Origin of the sequence: Bradyrhizobium lablabi (assembly GCF_001440475.1) — a bacterium.
Classification (GTDB): Bacteria; Pseudomonadota; Alphaproteobacteria; order Rhizobiales; family Xanthobacteraceae; genus Bradyrhizobium; species Bradyrhizobium lablabi.
The window spans coordinates 35,325-51,600 of sequence record NZ_LLYB01000035.1 but is presented as its reverse complement, the minus strand read 5'-3'; the positions used below and the strand labels follow the sequence as shown (position 1 = coordinate 51,600).

At 62.6% G+C, this 16,276-nt stretch carries 17 protein-coding genes; all 17 read right to left on the bottom strand.

Going from position 1 to position 16,276, the window contains the following annotated elements:
- Positions 1–890: 890 nt before the first annotated feature.
- The 17 genes from CQ14_RS03105 to CQ14_RS03025 all read right to left on the bottom strand — a co-directional run bounded on the left by CQ14_RS03105 (position 891) and on the right by CQ14_RS03025 (position 15,442).
- A complete protein-coding gene (locus CQ14_RS03105; protein ID WP_057856476.1) occupies positions 891–1,121 on the bottom strand; it encodes a hypothetical protein in 231 nt (76 codons plus the stop codon).
- Positions 1,118–1,435 carry a hypothetical protein gene (locus tag CQ14_RS03100; protein WP_057856475.1) on the bottom strand — a complete coding sequence of 106 codons (318 nt, stop codon included), beginning with the start codon at positions 1,433–1,435 and terminating at the stop codon, positions 1,118–1,120. Before CQ14_RS03100 ends, CQ14_RS03105 begins: the two co-directional genes overlap by 4 nt.
- A 108-nt stretch (positions 1,436–1,543) precedes the next feature.
- On the bottom strand, positions 1,544–2,527 hold the full coding sequence (gene dhaK / locus CQ14_RS03095; protein ID WP_057856474.1) for a dihydroxyacetone kinase subunit DhaK: 984 nt from the start codon (positions 2,525–2,527) through the stop codon (positions 1,544–1,546).
- Between the two features lie 47 nt (positions 2,528–2,574).
- Positions 2,575–2,997 carry a hypothetical protein gene (locus tag CQ14_RS03090; protein WP_063800289.1) on the bottom strand — a complete coding sequence of 141 codons (423 nt, stop codon included), beginning with the start codon at positions 2,995–2,997 and terminating at the stop codon, positions 2,575–2,577.
- Complete coding sequence (gene ptsP / locus CQ14_RS03085; protein ID WP_057856473.1) at positions 2,990–4,609, bottom strand: phosphoenolpyruvate--protein phosphotransferase; 1,620 nt, start codon at positions 4,607–4,609, stop codon at positions 2,990–2,992. Before ptsP ends, CQ14_RS03090 begins: the two co-directional genes overlap by 8 nt.
- Positions 4,610–4,612: 3 nt before the next feature.
- Complete coding sequence (locus tag CQ14_RS03080) at positions 4,613–4,912, bottom strand: HPr family phosphocarrier protein (protein ID WP_057856472.1); 300 nt, start codon at positions 4,910–4,912, stop codon at positions 4,613–4,615.
- A 31-nt stretch (positions 4,913–4,943) separates the two neighbouring features.
- The gene (gene dhaM, locus CQ14_RS03075; protein ID WP_057856471.1) at positions 4,944–5,336 is read right to left on the bottom strand and encodes a dihydroxyacetone kinase phosphoryl donor subunit DhaM; all 393 of its coding nucleotides are present in this window, start codon (positions 5,334–5,336) and stop codon (positions 4,944–4,946) included.
- Positions 5,333–5,956 (bottom strand): dihydroxyacetone kinase subunit DhaL, encoded by a 624-nt coding sequence (dhaL, locus tag CQ14_RS03070; RefSeq protein ID WP_057856470.1) that lies wholly within the window; start codon positions 5,954–5,956, stop codon positions 5,333–5,335. Before dhaL ends, dhaM begins: the two co-directional genes overlap by 4 nt.
- Positions 5,957–5,968: 12 nt before the next feature.
- On the bottom strand, positions 5,969–6,997 hold the full coding sequence (locus tag CQ14_RS03065) for an ABC transporter ATP-binding protein (RefSeq protein ID WP_057856469.1): 1,029 nt from the start codon (positions 6,995–6,997) through the stop codon (positions 5,969–5,971).
- Positions 6,990–8,087 carry an ABC transporter ATP-binding protein gene (locus CQ14_RS03060; protein WP_057856468.1) on the bottom strand — a complete coding sequence of 366 codons (1,098 nt, stop codon included), beginning with the start codon at positions 8,085–8,087 and terminating at the stop codon, positions 6,990–6,992. The genes CQ14_RS03065 and CQ14_RS03060 overlap by 8 nt, the downstream gene beginning before the upstream one ends.
- A gap of 10 nt (positions 8,088–8,097) precedes the next feature.
- Positions 8,098–8,226 carry a hypothetical protein gene (locus CQ14_RS48070; RefSeq protein ID WP_018645440.1) on the bottom strand — a complete coding sequence of 43 codons (129 nt, stop codon included), beginning with the start codon at positions 8,224–8,226 and terminating at the stop codon, positions 8,098–8,100.
- 68 nt (positions 8,227–8,294) lie between these two features.
- Positions 8,295–9,272 carry a carbohydrate ABC transporter permease gene (locus tag CQ14_RS03050; protein WP_057856466.1) on the bottom strand — a complete coding sequence of 326 codons (978 nt, stop codon included), beginning with the start codon at positions 9,270–9,272 and terminating at the stop codon, positions 8,295–8,297.
- On the bottom strand, positions 9,269–10,192 hold the full coding sequence (locus CQ14_RS03045) for a carbohydrate ABC transporter permease (protein WP_057856493.1): 924 nt from the start codon (positions 10,190–10,192) through the stop codon (positions 9,269–9,271). The genes CQ14_RS03050 and CQ14_RS03045 overlap by 4 nt, the downstream gene beginning before the upstream one ends.
- A gap of 231 nt (positions 10,193–10,423) precedes the next feature.
- Positions 10,424–11,782: an ABC transporter substrate-binding protein gene (locus CQ14_RS03040; RefSeq protein ID WP_057856465.1), complete on the bottom strand. Its 1,359-nt coding sequence runs from the start codon at positions 11,780–11,782 to the stop codon at positions 10,424–10,426.
- A 668-nt stretch (positions 11,783–12,450) separates the two neighbouring features.
- Complete coding sequence (locus CQ14_RS03035; protein WP_199805430.1) at positions 12,451–13,779, bottom strand: sensor histidine kinase; 1,329 nt, start codon at positions 13,777–13,779, stop codon at positions 12,451–12,453.
- Entirely contained in the window at positions 13,776–14,705 is a 930-nt protein-coding gene (locus CQ14_RS03030; RefSeq protein ID WP_082649681.1) for a histidine kinase dimerization/phospho-acceptor domain-containing protein, read from the bottom strand. The genes CQ14_RS03035 and CQ14_RS03030 overlap by 4 nt, the downstream gene beginning before the upstream one ends.
- Positions 14,702–15,442 (bottom strand): response regulator, encoded by a 741-nt coding sequence (locus CQ14_RS03025; RefSeq protein ID WP_057856462.1) that lies wholly within the window; start codon positions 15,440–15,442, stop codon positions 14,702–14,704. The genes CQ14_RS03030 and CQ14_RS03025 overlap by 4 nt, the downstream gene beginning before the upstream one ends.
- Positions 15,443–16,276: the final 834 nt, after the last annotated feature.

Here is a 16,276-nt window from a genome sequence, read left to right as displayed (position 1 = left end):
CCAGGACAAGGGCGATCCCGGCAACCAAGGCGACAACGGACTCCACCTTGGTCAAGACAAAGCCGATCACGGCAACCAAGACGACAACGGACTCCACCTTGGTCAGGACAAAGCNCGATCACGGCGACCAAGGCGACAACGGACTGCATCTTGGCCAGGACCATGATGGTCAAGGAACCCACGACGATAGCGGGCTGCATCTTGGCCAGGGGCACGCCGATTTTTCAGACCCCGATCCTGCGCAGCCCTATCAGGACCTTGTCGCGCAATCTCAGTCGGCTGATCACCACGACGGCTCTCCTGCAGACACCGGAGCAGGCGGAACGATCTCACTCGGCGAGGCGCATGATCTAACCAATGCTGATCCTGGCGGGGATCATCACGGCGAAGTTACGGCACCATCACCGGCGAGCGAATATCTCGCGTTGGCTCAGCCCCATGCTGATGATGCCGGACAAGTCGTTCATGGCGGTGGCCATGATCAAACAGCATCGGACTACACGCAGATGGCGGGAAACGTCACGCCGCCGGAGGATCATCAGCAGCCTGTCGAGCCTGATCAGCTTCTCGCAGAGATCGGCGCGGCGCATGGAACGCCGGACGTGGACCATGGTCTGCTATCGGTGCAACACGACGATGCCGCCGCGGCCCCCGCGCCGGCAGTGGAGATGCCAATCGAGACAGAGCACGGCCACGGGTAGCCATAAAGGCTTTCTCATCCACCGCACCAGTTTCGCACCAGCAACGGCGTGAACGAAACGCGACGAACGCGATCAAATCCGAACAAAAACGCAAGAAAATCAACGAGCCTGTCCTCTATCCCGTNNNNCGCTCATAACGGTCTGGTTGCAGGTTCGAGTCCNNNTGCCGGGCCCACCAGCCTTCGCTGGCTACGCCAGCTTCGGCTCGGCAAGCCACATCGCAGCGAAGGCTGCCGCGCCGAAGCCCATCGGGCGAAGGCGGGCTTCCGGGCTGCGAGCTACCGCCGGGCCAGCCAGCCCAACCAAAATATCGAAAACAACCCCATGCAAAGTAGCCGCATGGTCGATACTTTGAGCGATTGCGTCAAAAGCATTTTGACACGTCGGGCAAATCAGCGGCACGATTCCACCATCGCTCATTGCTCTGCTTCAACGGCCACCAAGTACCGCTCCACATCCGATCTGGATACGGTTTCTCCACTCGATCGCAGATTCGGCGGCTTTATCGGAAGATAAGGCCCAACAGCCTGACGCGCTTCGACGATCAAACGGCCCATTTGCTCCGAAATCGAAAGCGCATCGTCAACTTCGATGCCGAGGCAACGAGCCGTGCCGGAGAGACCGGCCCGCCAGAAGCTGGTCTGCATGAAGCCCTTGATGAGGCATTCGCGATCATCGATCGCTGGAGATCGCTGTCCGTTCGGCACAAAAAAGATGCCGTGCCCGAAGGACACGGCAAGTTTCAGGGAGGGTAACCGGAAAACTCCCGGTGCATGCGTGAGACTCCGGCCGATCGTCGGCCAAGGCGCAATCTGAAAATCAGCGACCGCTCGCCGCAGCGATCACCATTTCAATGCGGCCGTGCGCACGCGATGGTCCCAGAGCGCGGTCGTCTCAGTGTCGAGCAGGCTCACGGTGAGCGAGCAGCCGGCCATATCCAGCGAGGTGACGAAGCTGCCGACCAGCGAGCGGGCGATGCGCAAGCCCCGTTTCTCGAGCATCCGGCGCGCCGCATTGTACATCAGATAGAGCTCGATCGCAGGCGTGCCGCCAAATCCGTTGACGAGCAGGAGGGCCTCGGCCCCGTCTCGCGCGTCGAGATCCTGCGCGATGGCCGTCGTCATCTCGTCCGCAATCGCGTCGGCTCGCTCCAGCTTGACGCGGCGACGTCCCGGCTCGCCGTGAATGCCAACCCCCATCTCCATCTCGTCCTCGCCGAGCGAGAAGGTCGGCGTGCCCGCGGCCGGGACCGTGCAGCTCGTCAGCGCCACGCCCATCGAGCGCGTGCGTGCGTTAACGCGCTCGCCGAGCGCAACGCAGCCCGCCAGATCAGCGCCCTTCTCGGCGGCCGCGCCGACAATCTTCTCGACGATGAGCGTACCGGCGACGCCGCGGCGCCCGATGCTGTGGGTCGAGTTCTCGACCGCGACGTCATCATCGGTCACGATGGTCGCCGTGCGGCCCTCGGCGATCTCGGCTGCCATCTCGAAGTTCATGCGGTCACCCGCATAATTCTTCACGATGAACAGCACGCCGGCCTCACCGGAAACAGCCTGCGCGGCCTCAACGATCTGGTCCGGCGTCGGTGATGTGAAGACCTGCCCCGGACAGGCGGCGTCGAGCATGCCATAGCCGACGAAGCCTGCATGCAGCGGCTCATGCCCGCTGCCGCCGCCCGAAACGAGTGCGACCTTCTTCGGGTTCAGTTCACGGCGCCGCACGAATTTGCGCCCCTCGCCAAGCGCGACGAGATCGGCATGCGCGGCTGCAAGCCCGTCGAGGCTCTCCGCAAGCACACTATCGACCGAGTTGATGAACTTCTTCATTGTCTCCTCCCCGCTTCCTCGCCTTTTCCTTCCCTTGGCTTCACGCCTTATTTTTCCCGCATGATCGCAATCAAGCGCCGCGCAAATTCCTGGAGCAGCGCATCGAGCTCGGCGTTCCGTTTCGCACTGCCGAGATCCGGCAAATGCAGCGTCAAGGTCCGCTCGTGCGATCCTTCGGTCAGTCGGCCGATTCGGCGCGGATGCGCGCGGGCATAGGCGCGGAGAAAGGCCGCTTTCGTCTGCGGTGGGAAGTGGCAGACATCGAAAATCGTGTTGAGATGCTGCACGGGTATCGGCACTGGATAGGCGGGATTGCTGATCTGGCTCACGAAGCTGCGGTTCTTCCCCATGGCATGCGCCAGACGCAGCCGCATGCCCGACGGACGGCTGTCCAGCACCTCCTTGAAGATGCGCTTGTAAACCGCAACAGCACCGGCTTCGGCCGGTTCATCGATCGCCGTGTCAGCCAACGCCGCCTCCGCTGCTCAGCCGGTCGATCGTCTGCTTGATCTGCGCAAGCGCCGACGCGTTCACGGAAAGCTCGCGCAAGCCGCAGTTCAGCAATGCGGGGAGACAGCGCGGATCGCCCGCCATGTCGCCGCACAGGCTCACGCTGATCCCGGCGCGCCGCCCGTGCTCGGCGGTCCGCGCGATCAGTTCGAGCACTGCCGGATGCAGCGGGTCCATCAACGGGGCGAGCGCTCCATTGGAACGATCGCAGGCAAGCACATATTGCGCGAGATCGTTCGAGCCGATCGAGAAGAAGGAGGCCTTGAAGCTCGCAATCGCCAGGGCCGCCGCCGGGACTTCGACCATGATTCCCAGCTCGGGGAGCATTGCGGCGATGCCGTCCGCCTGCAAGCGCTGCACGATTTCGGCGAACAGCCTCCGCCCCGCCTCAAGCTCGTCCGCCGATGTGACCATCGGAAACATGACTTTGAGGTTTCCACGCACCGCGGCACGGGCCAGCGCGCGGAGCTGAATGGCAAAGATCTCGGGCCGGGCCAGGCAAAGCCGCAAGCCCCGAACCCCGAGGAACGGATTGGCTTCGCCGTCCAGCGTGAAGCCGGCGACAGGCTTGTCGCCGCCCGCGTCAAATGTGCGAATGGTGACCGGGCGCCGGTCGGCCCAACGCAATACCGCATCGTATGCCCCGAACTGCGTCTCCTCGTCGGGCAGGCCGCCCCGCTCCGTCAGCAGAAACTCGGTGCGCATCAGGCCGATGCCATCGGCATATTGCGCGTCGGCGTGCTCGAGATCGTCGACTCGCTGGATATTGATGAACAGCTTGATCCGCTCGCCGCGCCACGACGCCGTCGGCCGTCGCAGAATCGCGCGGGCGGATGCCCTGCTCTTGCGATGGCTTTCCCGCCGCTTCTCGAACAGGCGGACCTGCTCGGCGCCGGGATCAAGTTCGAGCGTCGCGCCTTCGCCGTCGAGCAGTGCGGTGGCTCCGATGTCCGGAATCGCGCCGAGTTGCACGACCATGGGGATGCCCCGCGCGCGCGCCAGCATCGCGACGTGGCTCGTGGGACTGCCACGTAACAGCGCCAGACCGCCACCGCCGGACCAATCGATCTCCAGGAATCGCGAAGGCGGCAGATCGTCGGCACACACGACGGCGCCGCTCGGAATCTCCAGCGCCTGGCCGCCACCGCCCCGCAGAATGTTGATCACGCGGTCGCGCAGGTCCGCAAGGTCCGAGGAGCGTGCCTTCAAATATTCATCCGCCGCCGAATTGTAATCCGCGATCTGCGCATCGAGCGCCGAACGCCATGCGACGTCAGCCGCATCCCCCTCTCCGATCGACGCGAAGATATCCTCGATGAAATCCTCGTCCTCCAGGAGCGCGACCTGGAATTCGAGAATTTGCGCGGCCTCGCCGCCGGCGATCCCGGCCAAATCCGCGATCTGCCCGCTTGCCGTGTCAATCGCAGCACGAAGGGCAAGCGCTTCTTCAGCGAGGTTACCCGCGACGCGCTCGCCGTTCGTATCGGCGTCGACCCGGACGAACGGACCATGGGCAAAGCCGATCGAGGCGGTTCTGCCGCGGTAGGCCAGTCCTGTCGCGCCACCCTGCATGCTCTAGGCCCCGTCCGGGAAATCGGTTGCAATCAGATCGACCAGCGCCGCAACCGCGGCTTCCGCGTCAGTGCCGGACGCCTTGATCTCGATCGTGCTGCCGTGCGCCGCACGCATCGCCATGATCTTGGCGACGCTCTTGGCGTTGATCCATTCGGCCGCGCCTGCGACCCGAACGGAAACCTGCGCCTGGAACTTCTTGGCAAGCTTGGTCAGCTTGACCGCCGGGCGCGCGTGCATGCCCACGGCGTGCACCAGCCGCACATTGCCGGTGAAGATTTGTCCGTCCGCTTTGTCCAGCATGCTTATATTCCATCTTCGCTTCGCCGACGTCTCAGTCGGCAGAGAGTTCCTCGGCCACGGCCTTCACTTGGGCCAATGAGCTGCCGCCTGCAGCCTCGGTCGCCGCCATCACGGCCCCCTCGACGATCGGCGCGTTGCATACGACAACGCGATCGCGCCGCGCGGGCTCCAGCATCTCGACCGCCATTTCGCTGTTGGTTTCGGCACCGCCGAGGTCGACGAGGATCGCGACGCCCTTGGCGGACCAGGCATCATTGATGGCATCGATGATCAGGGGGACGCTGGTGCCCAGTCCGCCGTCGGGATTGCCGCCGCAGAATGCCACCTTGACCTCGCTGCCGACCATCTGCCGCACCATGTCGGCGGTACCCTTGGCGATGTCCTTCGAATGCGAGACGATCACGATACCCACAGTGTCGGTCATTGCTGTCCCTCCAGGCTCGCACACACCGCGTGCACGAGAACGCAGCTCGAGCGCGCGCCGGGATCGATATGCCCGACGCTGCGCGGCCCGAGGAAAGACGCCCGCCCCTTGGTGGCCTGCATCGGCGCGGTCCGCTCGACCGCTTCGGCGGCAGTGGCCCGGACCCGCCCGATCAGGTCCGGCTGGCCGGCCGACGCTCTCAGCGTCTCCAGAACGGGAACAAGCACGTCGAGCATCGTCTTCTCACCGGCCTGCGAGCGGCCGCGCGCACTGACCGCGTTCACGCCGCTGCCGAAGACGTCAGCGAGATCGTCCGGCAAATGTCTGTCATGCGAGAGCGCTTCGCCGGCGGCGAGAAAGAAACTGCCGTAAAGCGGCCCCGACGCGCCGCCGACCGTCATCACCAGAGTCTTGCCGATCATCTTCAGCGCCTCGTCGAGCGGTTGCGTGGAGATGGCGTCGAGCTTGCCGAGCACGGCTTCGAACCCGCGCTTCATGTTTATTCCGTGGTCGCCGTCGCCAATCGCCTGATCCAGGCTTGTAAGCTCCGGCGCGCTGGCGATGACCTGCTCTGCGGCCACCTTGACCAACGACTTGAACGTCTCGGGTTGCAGCGACATCGAGTTGATCCTTTAGTGCATCATCGCCGGGATACGTTGCCCCGCGCGATCGAAACAGAGCGGATGAACCAGGCGCAATTCGACCTCCTGACCGGCCTTCAACGGCTGCTGATGGGGATCCGCCAGCGTCACCAGCATCTCACCCTTATAGTCCAGGTGAACGTGATTCTGCTCGCCAAGATGCTCGACGCGGTGCACGCGACCGACCATCTGCCCGCCATTGCACGCGGCAACCTTCAGATGCTCGGTGCGAATGCCGACGGTCTCGGTTCCGGGCGGCACTGCTACGTCGGACAACAGGCGGGCCGGAAGGAAGTTGATCTGGGGCGTCCCGAGCCGCGAAGCGACATAGCTGCTGGACGGGCTTTCGTAAATCTCCCGCGGCGTGCCGAGCTGAAGAAGCTGGCCGTCCTTGATCACGCCGATCCGGGAAGCCATGGTCATGGCCTCGACCTGATCGTGAGTCACGTAGAGGATGGTCGCACCGAGCTCGAGCTGAATCCGCTTGAGTTCGAGACGAAGCTCGGTGCGAAGCTTCGCATCCAGCGACGAAAGCGGCTCGTCCATCAAGTAGATCGAGGGATCGCGAACCAGCGCGCGGCCGATAGCCACGCGCTGCATCTCGCCGCCAGACAGACGGGTGGCACGATTGTTCAGCTTGCTTGCGATATGCAACAGCTCCGCCGTCTGCTCGACACGCCTGCGGATGATGGGCTCCGGCACGCGCCGCGCGGGCGAGCGTAGCGGGAATGCCAGATTGTCGTAGACCGTGAGGTGTGGATACAGCGAATATTGCTGGAACACAAAAGCGATATCGCGCGATCCCGGTGGATCATGCGTCACTTCGCGGCCGTTGATCATGACCGAGCCGGCGTCGGGGCTCTCGAGCCCGGTGATCAACCGCAGCGTCGTGGTCTTTCCGGCGCCGCTCGGCCCGAGCAGGACCATGAATTCTCCGTCATTCACCGCCAGCGAGAGCTCGCGCACCGCCTCGACCGTGCCGAAACGCTTGCTGATGTTGCGCAGGATGACGTCAGCCATGGCGCGCGCCTCCCTCATTGGCGGTCCGAATAGCCAAACCGCTGCCGACATCGAACAGCGCCAGCCGTTCGGAGTGGAATTCAAGACCCACCGTCTCGCCGATCCGCACTGGCGCGCTGGAGGGCAGCCGCGCGGCGACACGTCCATGCGCCGTGTCGACGGTGACGATCTGCGTGGTGCCGAGATATTCGGCGCCGAACACCGCGCCGCGGACGGGTGCCGCGTCGGTGAAGCGAATGTGCTCCGGACGTATCCCGAGCGCCAGCGGGGCGCTCGCGCGATCCTCTCGGATCTCCGGGATCGCTATCCTGGCGTCATGGATGGCAATGGCTCGATCGCCGGATCTCAGGCCGCCCTCAAAGCGCAAAAAGTTCATGGGCGGCGAGCCGATGAAGTCAGCCACAAACATGCTCGCGGGGCGGTCATAGATCTCCTGTGGCGAACCGATCTGCTCGATGCATCCCTTGTTCATCACGGCGATCTGATCCGCCATCGACATCGCCTCGAGCTGGTCGTGCGTCACGTAGACGGTGGTCGCGCCGATGCGATCGTGCAGATCGCGAAGCTCGCCGCACATCAGATGACGAAACTCGGCGTCGAGCGCGCCCAGCGGCTCGTCCATCAGAAAGGCCTTCGGCCGCCTCACCATGGCGCGCCCCAGCGCGACCCGCTGCCGGTCGCCACCCGAAAGTTTCGAGGTCTTGCTCGACAAGAGATGCTCGATCCGCAGGAGCCGCGCCGTCTCCTGCACCTGCTGGCGAACCTCGCGCCGGCGCATGCCCTGGCACTTCAAGGGGAAGCCGATATTGTCAGCGACATTCATGTGCGGATAGAGCGCGAAGAGCTGGAAGACGAAAGCGATATCGCGGGCCGCGGCACGGCGGAAGGTCACGTCCTCGCCGTCGAGCAGGATCTTGCCTTCGGTCGGCAGCTCAAGGCCCGCAATCATGCGCAGCGTCGTCGTCTTGCCGCAGCCGGACGGCCCCAGCATCGCAAAGAAGGTGCCGTCGTCGATCGTGAAGTTTGAGCCCTGCACGGCCGTGAACTGATCGAACGATTTGCGCAGGTTCTCGATGCGGATCTGTGCCATGTCTGCCGCCCTATTCCGGAAAATGGCTTACGATGACGTATCCGACCGTACCGGCCAGGATCGTCACGAAGGAATAGCTGTACAGATCGATCGACCAGGGCTGCACCAGCATGACGATGCCGCCTCCGATCAAGGTCATCGCGCCGGCCTCCCAGGGCCCACGACGGAACCAGCGAGACACTCCACCCTTGGTAACAACAGCGCCGCTCATTTGCGCACAGCTCCGAAGGTAATGCCGCGCAGCAGGTGCTTGCGCAACAGCACGGTGAACAGGACGATCGGGACGACGAACAGCGTGGTCGCGGCGGCCACGGCCGGCCAATCCTGTCCGCCCTCGCCGATGATGAAGGGGATGAAGGGCGGCATGGTCTGCGCCTCGCCGCTCGTCAGGAGCACCGCGAAGGCGTATTCGTTCCACGAGAAGATCAGGCAGAAGATCGCGGTGGCCGCAATTCCGGTGACGGCCTGCGGCAATACCACCTTGCGCAGGGCCTGGAGCCGCGTGTAGCCGTCGACGAGGGCGGCCTCCTCATATTCGCGCGGGATCTCGTCGATGAATCCCTTAAGCAGCCACACCGCGAGCGAGACGTTCACGGCGGTATAGAGCAGGATCATTCCGAGCCTGGTGTCGGTCAGGTTGAGCTGCCGGTACATCAGATAGATCGGGATCGCGACCGCGACCGGTGGCATTATTCGCGTCGAAAGGATGAAGAACAGGAGATCATCGGCCAGCGGAATGCGGAAGCGCGAGAAGGCGTAGGCCGCAAGCGTACCGAGAAAGACGGCCAGAAACGTCGAGCCGAATCCGATGATCAGCGAGTTGACAAAACGCGGCACGACCTTCGACGGCCCGGCGATGACCATGTCGCGCTGGCGCACGAGCTTGTCATACCAGGTCTCCGGCGGTGGCAGCTTGGCGATGAAGTCCGGCGTCTGGCGGGTGCGCACGGTGAACAGGTTCACATAGCCTTCGAGGGTCGGCTCGAAGATCACCTTGGGTGGATAGGCGATGGCGTCGCTCTGCGACTTGAAGGCGGTGGCGACGATCCAGAGCAGCGGCAGGATCGTGATCACGGCATAGAGAATGACGAGGCCACTGGCCACGGCCTTTGCGCGCGGCGAGGCTTCGACGATGGAGTGTGCGGTGGACTTGGCCGGGACGGATTTGGCGACGGCAGCGGTCATCGTTGCTTCACCTTGTTGAGCGCTTTGACGTAGATGTTGGCGGCACCGAACACGGTCACAAACAGGATGATGGCGAGCGCGGAGGAATAGCCGGTGCGCCACTTCTCGAACGCCGCACGCTTCAGCGTGATCGACACCAGTTCGGTGGTCGAGCCCGGTCCTCCCGACGTCAGGAGGTTCACCATGTCGAACATCTTGAAGTTCTCGATCGCGCGGAACAGCACCGCGAGCATCAGGAACGGCACAGTCATCGGCAGCGTGATCGACCAGAATTGCCGCCAGGGCGAGGCGCGATCGACTTCGGCCGCCTCGTAGATGTAATCGGGAATGGAGCGCAGCCCGGCGAGGCAGATCAGCATCACGTAAGGCGCCCACATCCAGGTGTCGACGATCACGATGGTCCACGGTGCGAGCGCGACCTGTCCGGTCATGCTGAACGAGCTCGGCGGCACCCCCGTGAACAGGCTGATCACGTAGTTGAACGGACCGATCTGGGGCTGCAAGAGCAGCGTCCAGAAATTGCCGACCACCGCCGGCGACAGCATCATCGGCAGCAGGATGATCGTGGTCCAGAAGCTGTGACCGCGAAACTGGCGGTTGATCAACAGCGCCAGGCCATACCCGATGACCACCTGTAGTGCCACCGACCAGATCACGAATTGCGCCGTGGTCTGAAGCCGGAACCAGACGTCCTCGTCGGTGAGGATGTCGCGGAAATTATCGAGCCCGACGAACCGCAGCGGCAGATAGGACATGCTGAGGTTGAGGCTGGTGAAGGATAGCCGGATCATCCACACCAGCGGAAAGATGTTGATCGCCAGCAACAGCGCGATCGTCGGCGCAACGAACAGCCAGGCGATGGCCCGGTCCGACAGGCCGCGGACGCGCCGCGTGGCACGAGATCTGGCGGGCTCACTCATACCTGCAATCGTAGCATCATCGGGTTGAAGGATCGTCGTCATCTGGTCCATCGGCTGGCTGGTTCGGCTTCCCCGAGGCGCGCCCCCCGGGGAAACCTGTTCAGTTGATGCGATTGCCGTGTCTAAAGCGCGATGAACGCGCTTTAGCTTTATTGTTTGAGCATGATCTCCGCGCAAACGCTCCGCGTTTGTCGCGAGGGAGGACCGCTGCACACTTTTCCGGATCAGGCGCTATTGCGAGGCGACCTGCTTGCCCTGCTCCTTGAAGACCTTGGTCCAGTCCTTGACCAGAAGATCGAGCGCCTGCTGGGCCGTGCCCTTGTCGGCGACGACGTAGTCATGCACGCGCTTCTGCATGTCGAGCAGCAGTTGCGCATAGGACGGCTCGGCCCAGAAGTCCTTGACGATGCCCATCGACTCCAGGAATTGCGGTGCGAACGCCGCGCTCTTCGGAAAGTCGGGTGCATCGACGACGGCCTTCAGGGCCGAGTAGCCGCCGATCTGCCACCACTTCTGCTGCACGGCGGGCTGCGCAAACCACTTGATGTAGGCGAGCGCATCGTTCTTGCGGTCGGAGGTCGCGACGACCGAGATGCCCTGACCGCCGAGTTGGGTGAAGTGTGCGTTCGGGCCGGCCGGATTGACGAAGAAGCCGATCTTGTCGCCGCCGACATTCGGATCCTTGTAGAGGCCCGGGAAGAAGGCGAACCAGTTCATCTGCATCGCCACCTGGCCGGACTTGAAGGCATCGAGCCCCTCCTGCATGTAGGCGTTGGTCATGCCGGGCGCCGTGCAGCACTTGTAGAGCTCCTTGTAGAACTCCAGCCCCTTGGCCGCGTCGGATGAATTGACGATCCCCTGCATCTGGTATGGCTTCTTCGGATTGTCGTAGCTGAAGCCGTAATTATAGAGCGCGTTGGTCACGCCCATGGTGATGCCCTCCGAGCCGCGCTCGGTGAAGATGTAGGCGCCATAGACCTTCTTGCCGTCGATCTCGCGGCCCTGGAAGAACTCCGCGATCTGCTTCAGCTCGTCATAGGTTTTCGGCGGCGCCAGGTCGCGGCCGTGTTTGGCCTTGAATGCGGATTGAATTTCCGGCCGCGAGAACCAGTCCTTGCGATAGGTCCAGCCCACCGCGTCTGCCATGGCCGGCAGCGCCCAATAGTTCGGCGAGTTCTTCGGCCACTGCGAATAGCCGACGACCGTCGCCGGAACGAAGTCGTCCATCGATATCTTCTCCTTGTCGAAGAAATCGTTGAGCTTGACGTACCACTTGTTCTCGGCAGCCCCGCCGATCCACTGGCTGTCGCCGATGATCAGGTCGCAGAGCTTGCCATGGGAATTGAGCTCGTTGAGAAAGCGATCGGCATAGCTCGTCCATGGGACGAACTCGTATTTCATCTCGATGCCGGATTGCTTGGTGAAGTCCTTGCCGAGCTCGACCAGCGCATTGGCGGGATCCCATGCCGCCCAGCACAGCGTGAGCTGCTTGCTCTGTGCTGCGGCTTCGCCTCCGCCAAACATCCCCAGCAGCGCCGCCCCGAGGACCGTGGCGGCCGCCGAGCTTCCTAAACAATTGAATGTCCGCATATCCGTTTCCTCTCTCGTTGAAGCATCTAACCCGCTCGGCGCTCCCTGTCGGAACGACGCCAAGACCCTGAAACCGAGTTTGAGGAGCGATGAGTGAAGGACGAGACGGACCATTTCCGGAAACGGGTCCAGAAGGCTTGGGCTCCTCCCACACATCCACTCGATGCGTGATGTTTAGTTTTTTTATAACACTAAACGTATTACTAAATTTTGGAGGCCGTCAAGCCGGTTTCTCGCGAGCCTGGCGAAAAGATTTGCGACATTCGCGCGCGCGGCCGGATGTTCGCAGCGCAGCAAAATACCCGAAGATTGTTAGGAACACGATTGCCGATCTGGTCCGACGGAGATAGTTCGGCCTATCTGGATAACAGGAGCGCCAGAAGGTTGGTCATGGTCAGCATGTTTAGCAAACCACTTTACTGAACGTTCAACAAAGCGTTGAGAGCGCGAGCAGCCTCCTCGTCGGGCGAAATCTTCCATTGCCGGGGACCGCGCCGGCTTCGCACCGGAAACGACCTCGCCAAAGCGCAACGAACGCGATCGAACTCAAGCAATGGTGCAGCAAAATCAACGAAGCGACACGATATCCCCCGCTCATAACGGTCTGGTTGCAGGTTCGAGTCCTGCTGCGCGCACGAGATATCATCCGCGTCAGAGCCATCGTATTGTTATCTCGAAAATTCGAGGCGCGCTTCCAATCCGCCGCCGTCGCGGTTGGCGAGCGTGAGCGTGCCGCGAAGCGCGCTGACGAGTTGCTGGGCGATGGCAAGGCCAAGCCCGGTGCCACCGGTCTCGCGATTGCGCGAAGCCTCGACCCGGTAAAACGGCAGGAATACCGACTTCAGATGCTCATCGGGAATACCGGGGCCACGGTCGGATACGGTGATCGCGATGCGGTTCGACGGTTGCGTGTCGATGGCGACTTCGACATCCTCGCCGAATTTCAGCCCGTTATCGATCAAGTTGATCAGGATGCGGCGCAAGCCCTGCGGGTGCGTGAGAATCGTTACCCCGCGTTCTCCGGAAAAGCGAAGCGGTTTTCCGGCGTCGGAATAGTCGCAGACGATACTGTCGATAAGGGCATGCAGGTCGGTCTGGCACCGCTGCTTGCCGATCTCGTCGCGTCCGCGGGCCAGGGTGAGCCCCTCCTTAACGAGCGTCTGCATTTCCTGCAGGTCGCCCTGCAGCTTTTCCCTGACATCGCGGTCACCGAGAAAATCCGCGCGCAGGCGCATGCGCGTAATCGGAGTCTGAAGGCGGCGCGAGATCCCCGCCAGAATCTGAATCCGTTCCACCGCCTGCTCGGCAATGCGTCGCTGCATGGCATTGAATGCGGCAGCGGCGCGCGCCACTTCCTTCGGACCATCCTCCGGGAGCGGCTCACGCCGCAGATCCGAACCCAGGCTGTTGGCCGCGCGCTCGAGGCGCGCCAGCGGTTGCGTCGCGAGCTTCACGGCAACCCAGGTGAAGAATGCGAGAAGACAGAGTTGGACGGCGAGCGCCGTCGGCAACCAGGGCGAACTCACCGTCCTCCGCGCGGTGAATTCGAGCATCAGTGGGGTGCCGTCCTTCAGATGAAGGAGCCAGCCCAGTCGCCGCCGATTCAGTGGATCGAGATAGAAGACGGTTTTCGCGTCGTGGCCCTCCCCGACCATGGCCCGCAAACGCGCGAGGTTCTCTTGTCGTCGTTTGGGTGGCGCCGTTTCGATCTCTCCTCCGTCTCTGATAACGTACCGATAGGTAGGTCGACCGAGGCGATCGAGCCATGCGGGTCTTTCTTCGGGCTTGACCCGGTCGAGGATAGCGACCGCCGTCGCGATATATCGCATGAAATAGTCATCCGATGACTCGTTGCTGGGGCCGAAGACATTGAGGGCGACCAGACCAAAGGATAGCACATGTGCAGCCAAGAGGCCGGCGAACAGGATGATCGCCAGCCGGCGGAACAGTGAGTCCGGCCAAACACGCGCCACCATGCGCCGAAAACGAACCCTCATGACGGCTCCGGCGATGCTTCGACGGCGACATGCGCTGACGTCGGCGGGCCAATGTCGTCGTACTCCCGTGCCAGGGCAAGACCCTGCTTGACGAGCGTCTGCATTTCCTGCAGGTCGCCCTGCAGCTTTTCCTTGGCGTCGCTGTCACCCAGGAAATCAGCGCGCAGCCGCATGCGCGTGATCGGGGTCTGGAGATCGTGCGAGATCGCTGCCAGAATCTGGATCCGTTCCGCGACCTGCTCGGCAATGCGTCGCTGCATGGCGTTGAACGCGGCAGCGACGCGCGCAACTTCCTTAGGACCATCCTCCGGCAGCGGCTCACCGCGCGAATCCGAGCCCGGGCCGTTGGCCGCCTGCTCGAGGCGAGCCAGCGGTTGCGTTGCGAGCTTTACGGCCAGCCAGACGAAGAATGCAATGATACAGAGTTGAACGGCGAGTGCCGTTGGCAACCATGGTGAAATGCTTGCCCCCTGCCAATAGATCTCGAGCGTCAGCGGGCTGCCGTCCCTCAGGTGCATAAGTATGGCACGCCGCGCCGGTGGATCGGGGTAGACAAAGTTCGCGTCGTGGTCGGGCCCCAGCAGGGCCCGCAAACGCGCGATGTTCGCTTGCCGTCGTTTGGGTAGCTCCGCTTCCAGCTCTCCCCCATCTCTGAGAAAGTATCGATAGTGGAGTCGAGAGAGGCGGTCGAGCCAGGCTGGTCTTTCCTGGGGCTTGACGTAGTCGAGGATAGCGACCGCTTCCGCGACGTCCACCGCAGCAAATTTATTCCCCACTTCGTCTTCGATCGCCATGTGGTCGAGGACAATCCAAACGAAGGCCAGAACATGCGCGGCCACAAGGCCGGAGAACAGGATCATCGCCAGCCGGCCGAACAGGGAGCCCGGCCAAAGACGCGCCGCCATACGCCGAAAACGGGCGCTCATGACGGCTCCGGCAATGCGTCGACGGAGGCAGCGAACACGTAGCCTTCGCTGCGCACCGTCTTGATGTAGGACGGCTCCCGCGCGTCGTCGCGCAATCGCTGGCGAAGACGGCTGACAAGAAGGTCTATCGACCGGTCGAAGACTTCGGCCTCACGGCCTTGCGTCAGGTTGAGCAGTTGATCGCGATTGAGGACATGTTGGGGGTGATCGAGAAACACGCGCAACAGCCGATATTCGGCGCCGCTCAACGAGACCACGGTCTCGTCGGCGTCGACCAGGAAACGCCCGACCGTATCGAGCTTCCATTCGCCGAACCGAAACAGACGGGCTTTCTCCGATGCCGCAAGGTTGCGGGGCAGCATCTCGGCCCTGCGCAATACCGAGCGGATGCGGGCGAGCAGTTCGCGCGGGGCAAACGGCTTCGTAAGATAGTCGTCCGCCCCCATCTCGAGGCCGACGATGCGGTCTGCCTCGTCGCCCCGCGCCGTCAGCATCAGGATCGGAATGTCATAGGCTTGATTCGCGCGCAAGTTGCGACAGAGCATGAGGCCGTCGTCCCCCGGCAGCATGAGGTCGAGCACGATCAGATCGACCCGGTGGTTGGCGAGAACCTCGCGCATCTGCCGGCCGTTGGCCACCGTCGTGACCCGATAGCCGTTGCCGACAAAGTATCGGTCCAACAGCTCGCGCAAACCCAGGTCATCGTCGACGACGAGAATGTGGTCCGGATTGCCCATACACGCCAGAGTACCCAACCGCCGGGGCAAGTGACATCCCATTTTGTAACGTAATGTATCGCCCTGCCGGCCCGACATAGAAAATTTCAAAACCGGCACACGCGGAAATTCGCGAGATACATCGGACACTTCCAGTGATGCTGGTCTTCCTTTTAGGAGAAAGCGATGTCGCTGGACCCGGACAATGGCATGCTCGCGTTGCCAGCCGAGGCCAAATTGGGCGGGCCAAAAATGCCGTCCGCACCGCCCTGCTACAGCGGCGCAGGATGGCTGCAATGCCCCGACGATGCTCGCTTGGAAACCCATGGAAGTCTGGTGGCATTGCTCCAGCCTGGCCTTTAACAAGTAGAGAATAGCGGCGCCTCGAATGGCGAGAACTGTGGCGTCCTCTGTCGATTTGGCCCTGCCGATACCGAGCCTCGAAAACTCACATCCGACAGCCAGCCAAGTCGGTCTGGGAGAGCAGTCGCGTGGAGATGACCTTGCGCAATGTGGTTGGCTCGTCGAGCTACGCTTGGCGGAACTGGAAGCTGATCCCAGATTCTTTGCGGTTGGAACGCTTGAAGCAGGTGAGGCGGAAGAGGCTATCCTGCGCTATCCGGGTATCGTTCGGGATGACAAGAGGACCGCCTTGCGCCCCCTTTCCGACAAGGAGATCGCGTGCCTCGGACTGAGAATGGATAGCGTGAGGCCGTATATTCTGCACCCTATATGATGCCGCAAGCTCGTTCTCGATCGACATTGCCAGTCCGGCCGATAGGAGCGGGCTAGAAGGTTGAGCATCACTGCTCGATAGATTCCGGGAAATGACACACCCCGAGGTGGCGCCTCGGG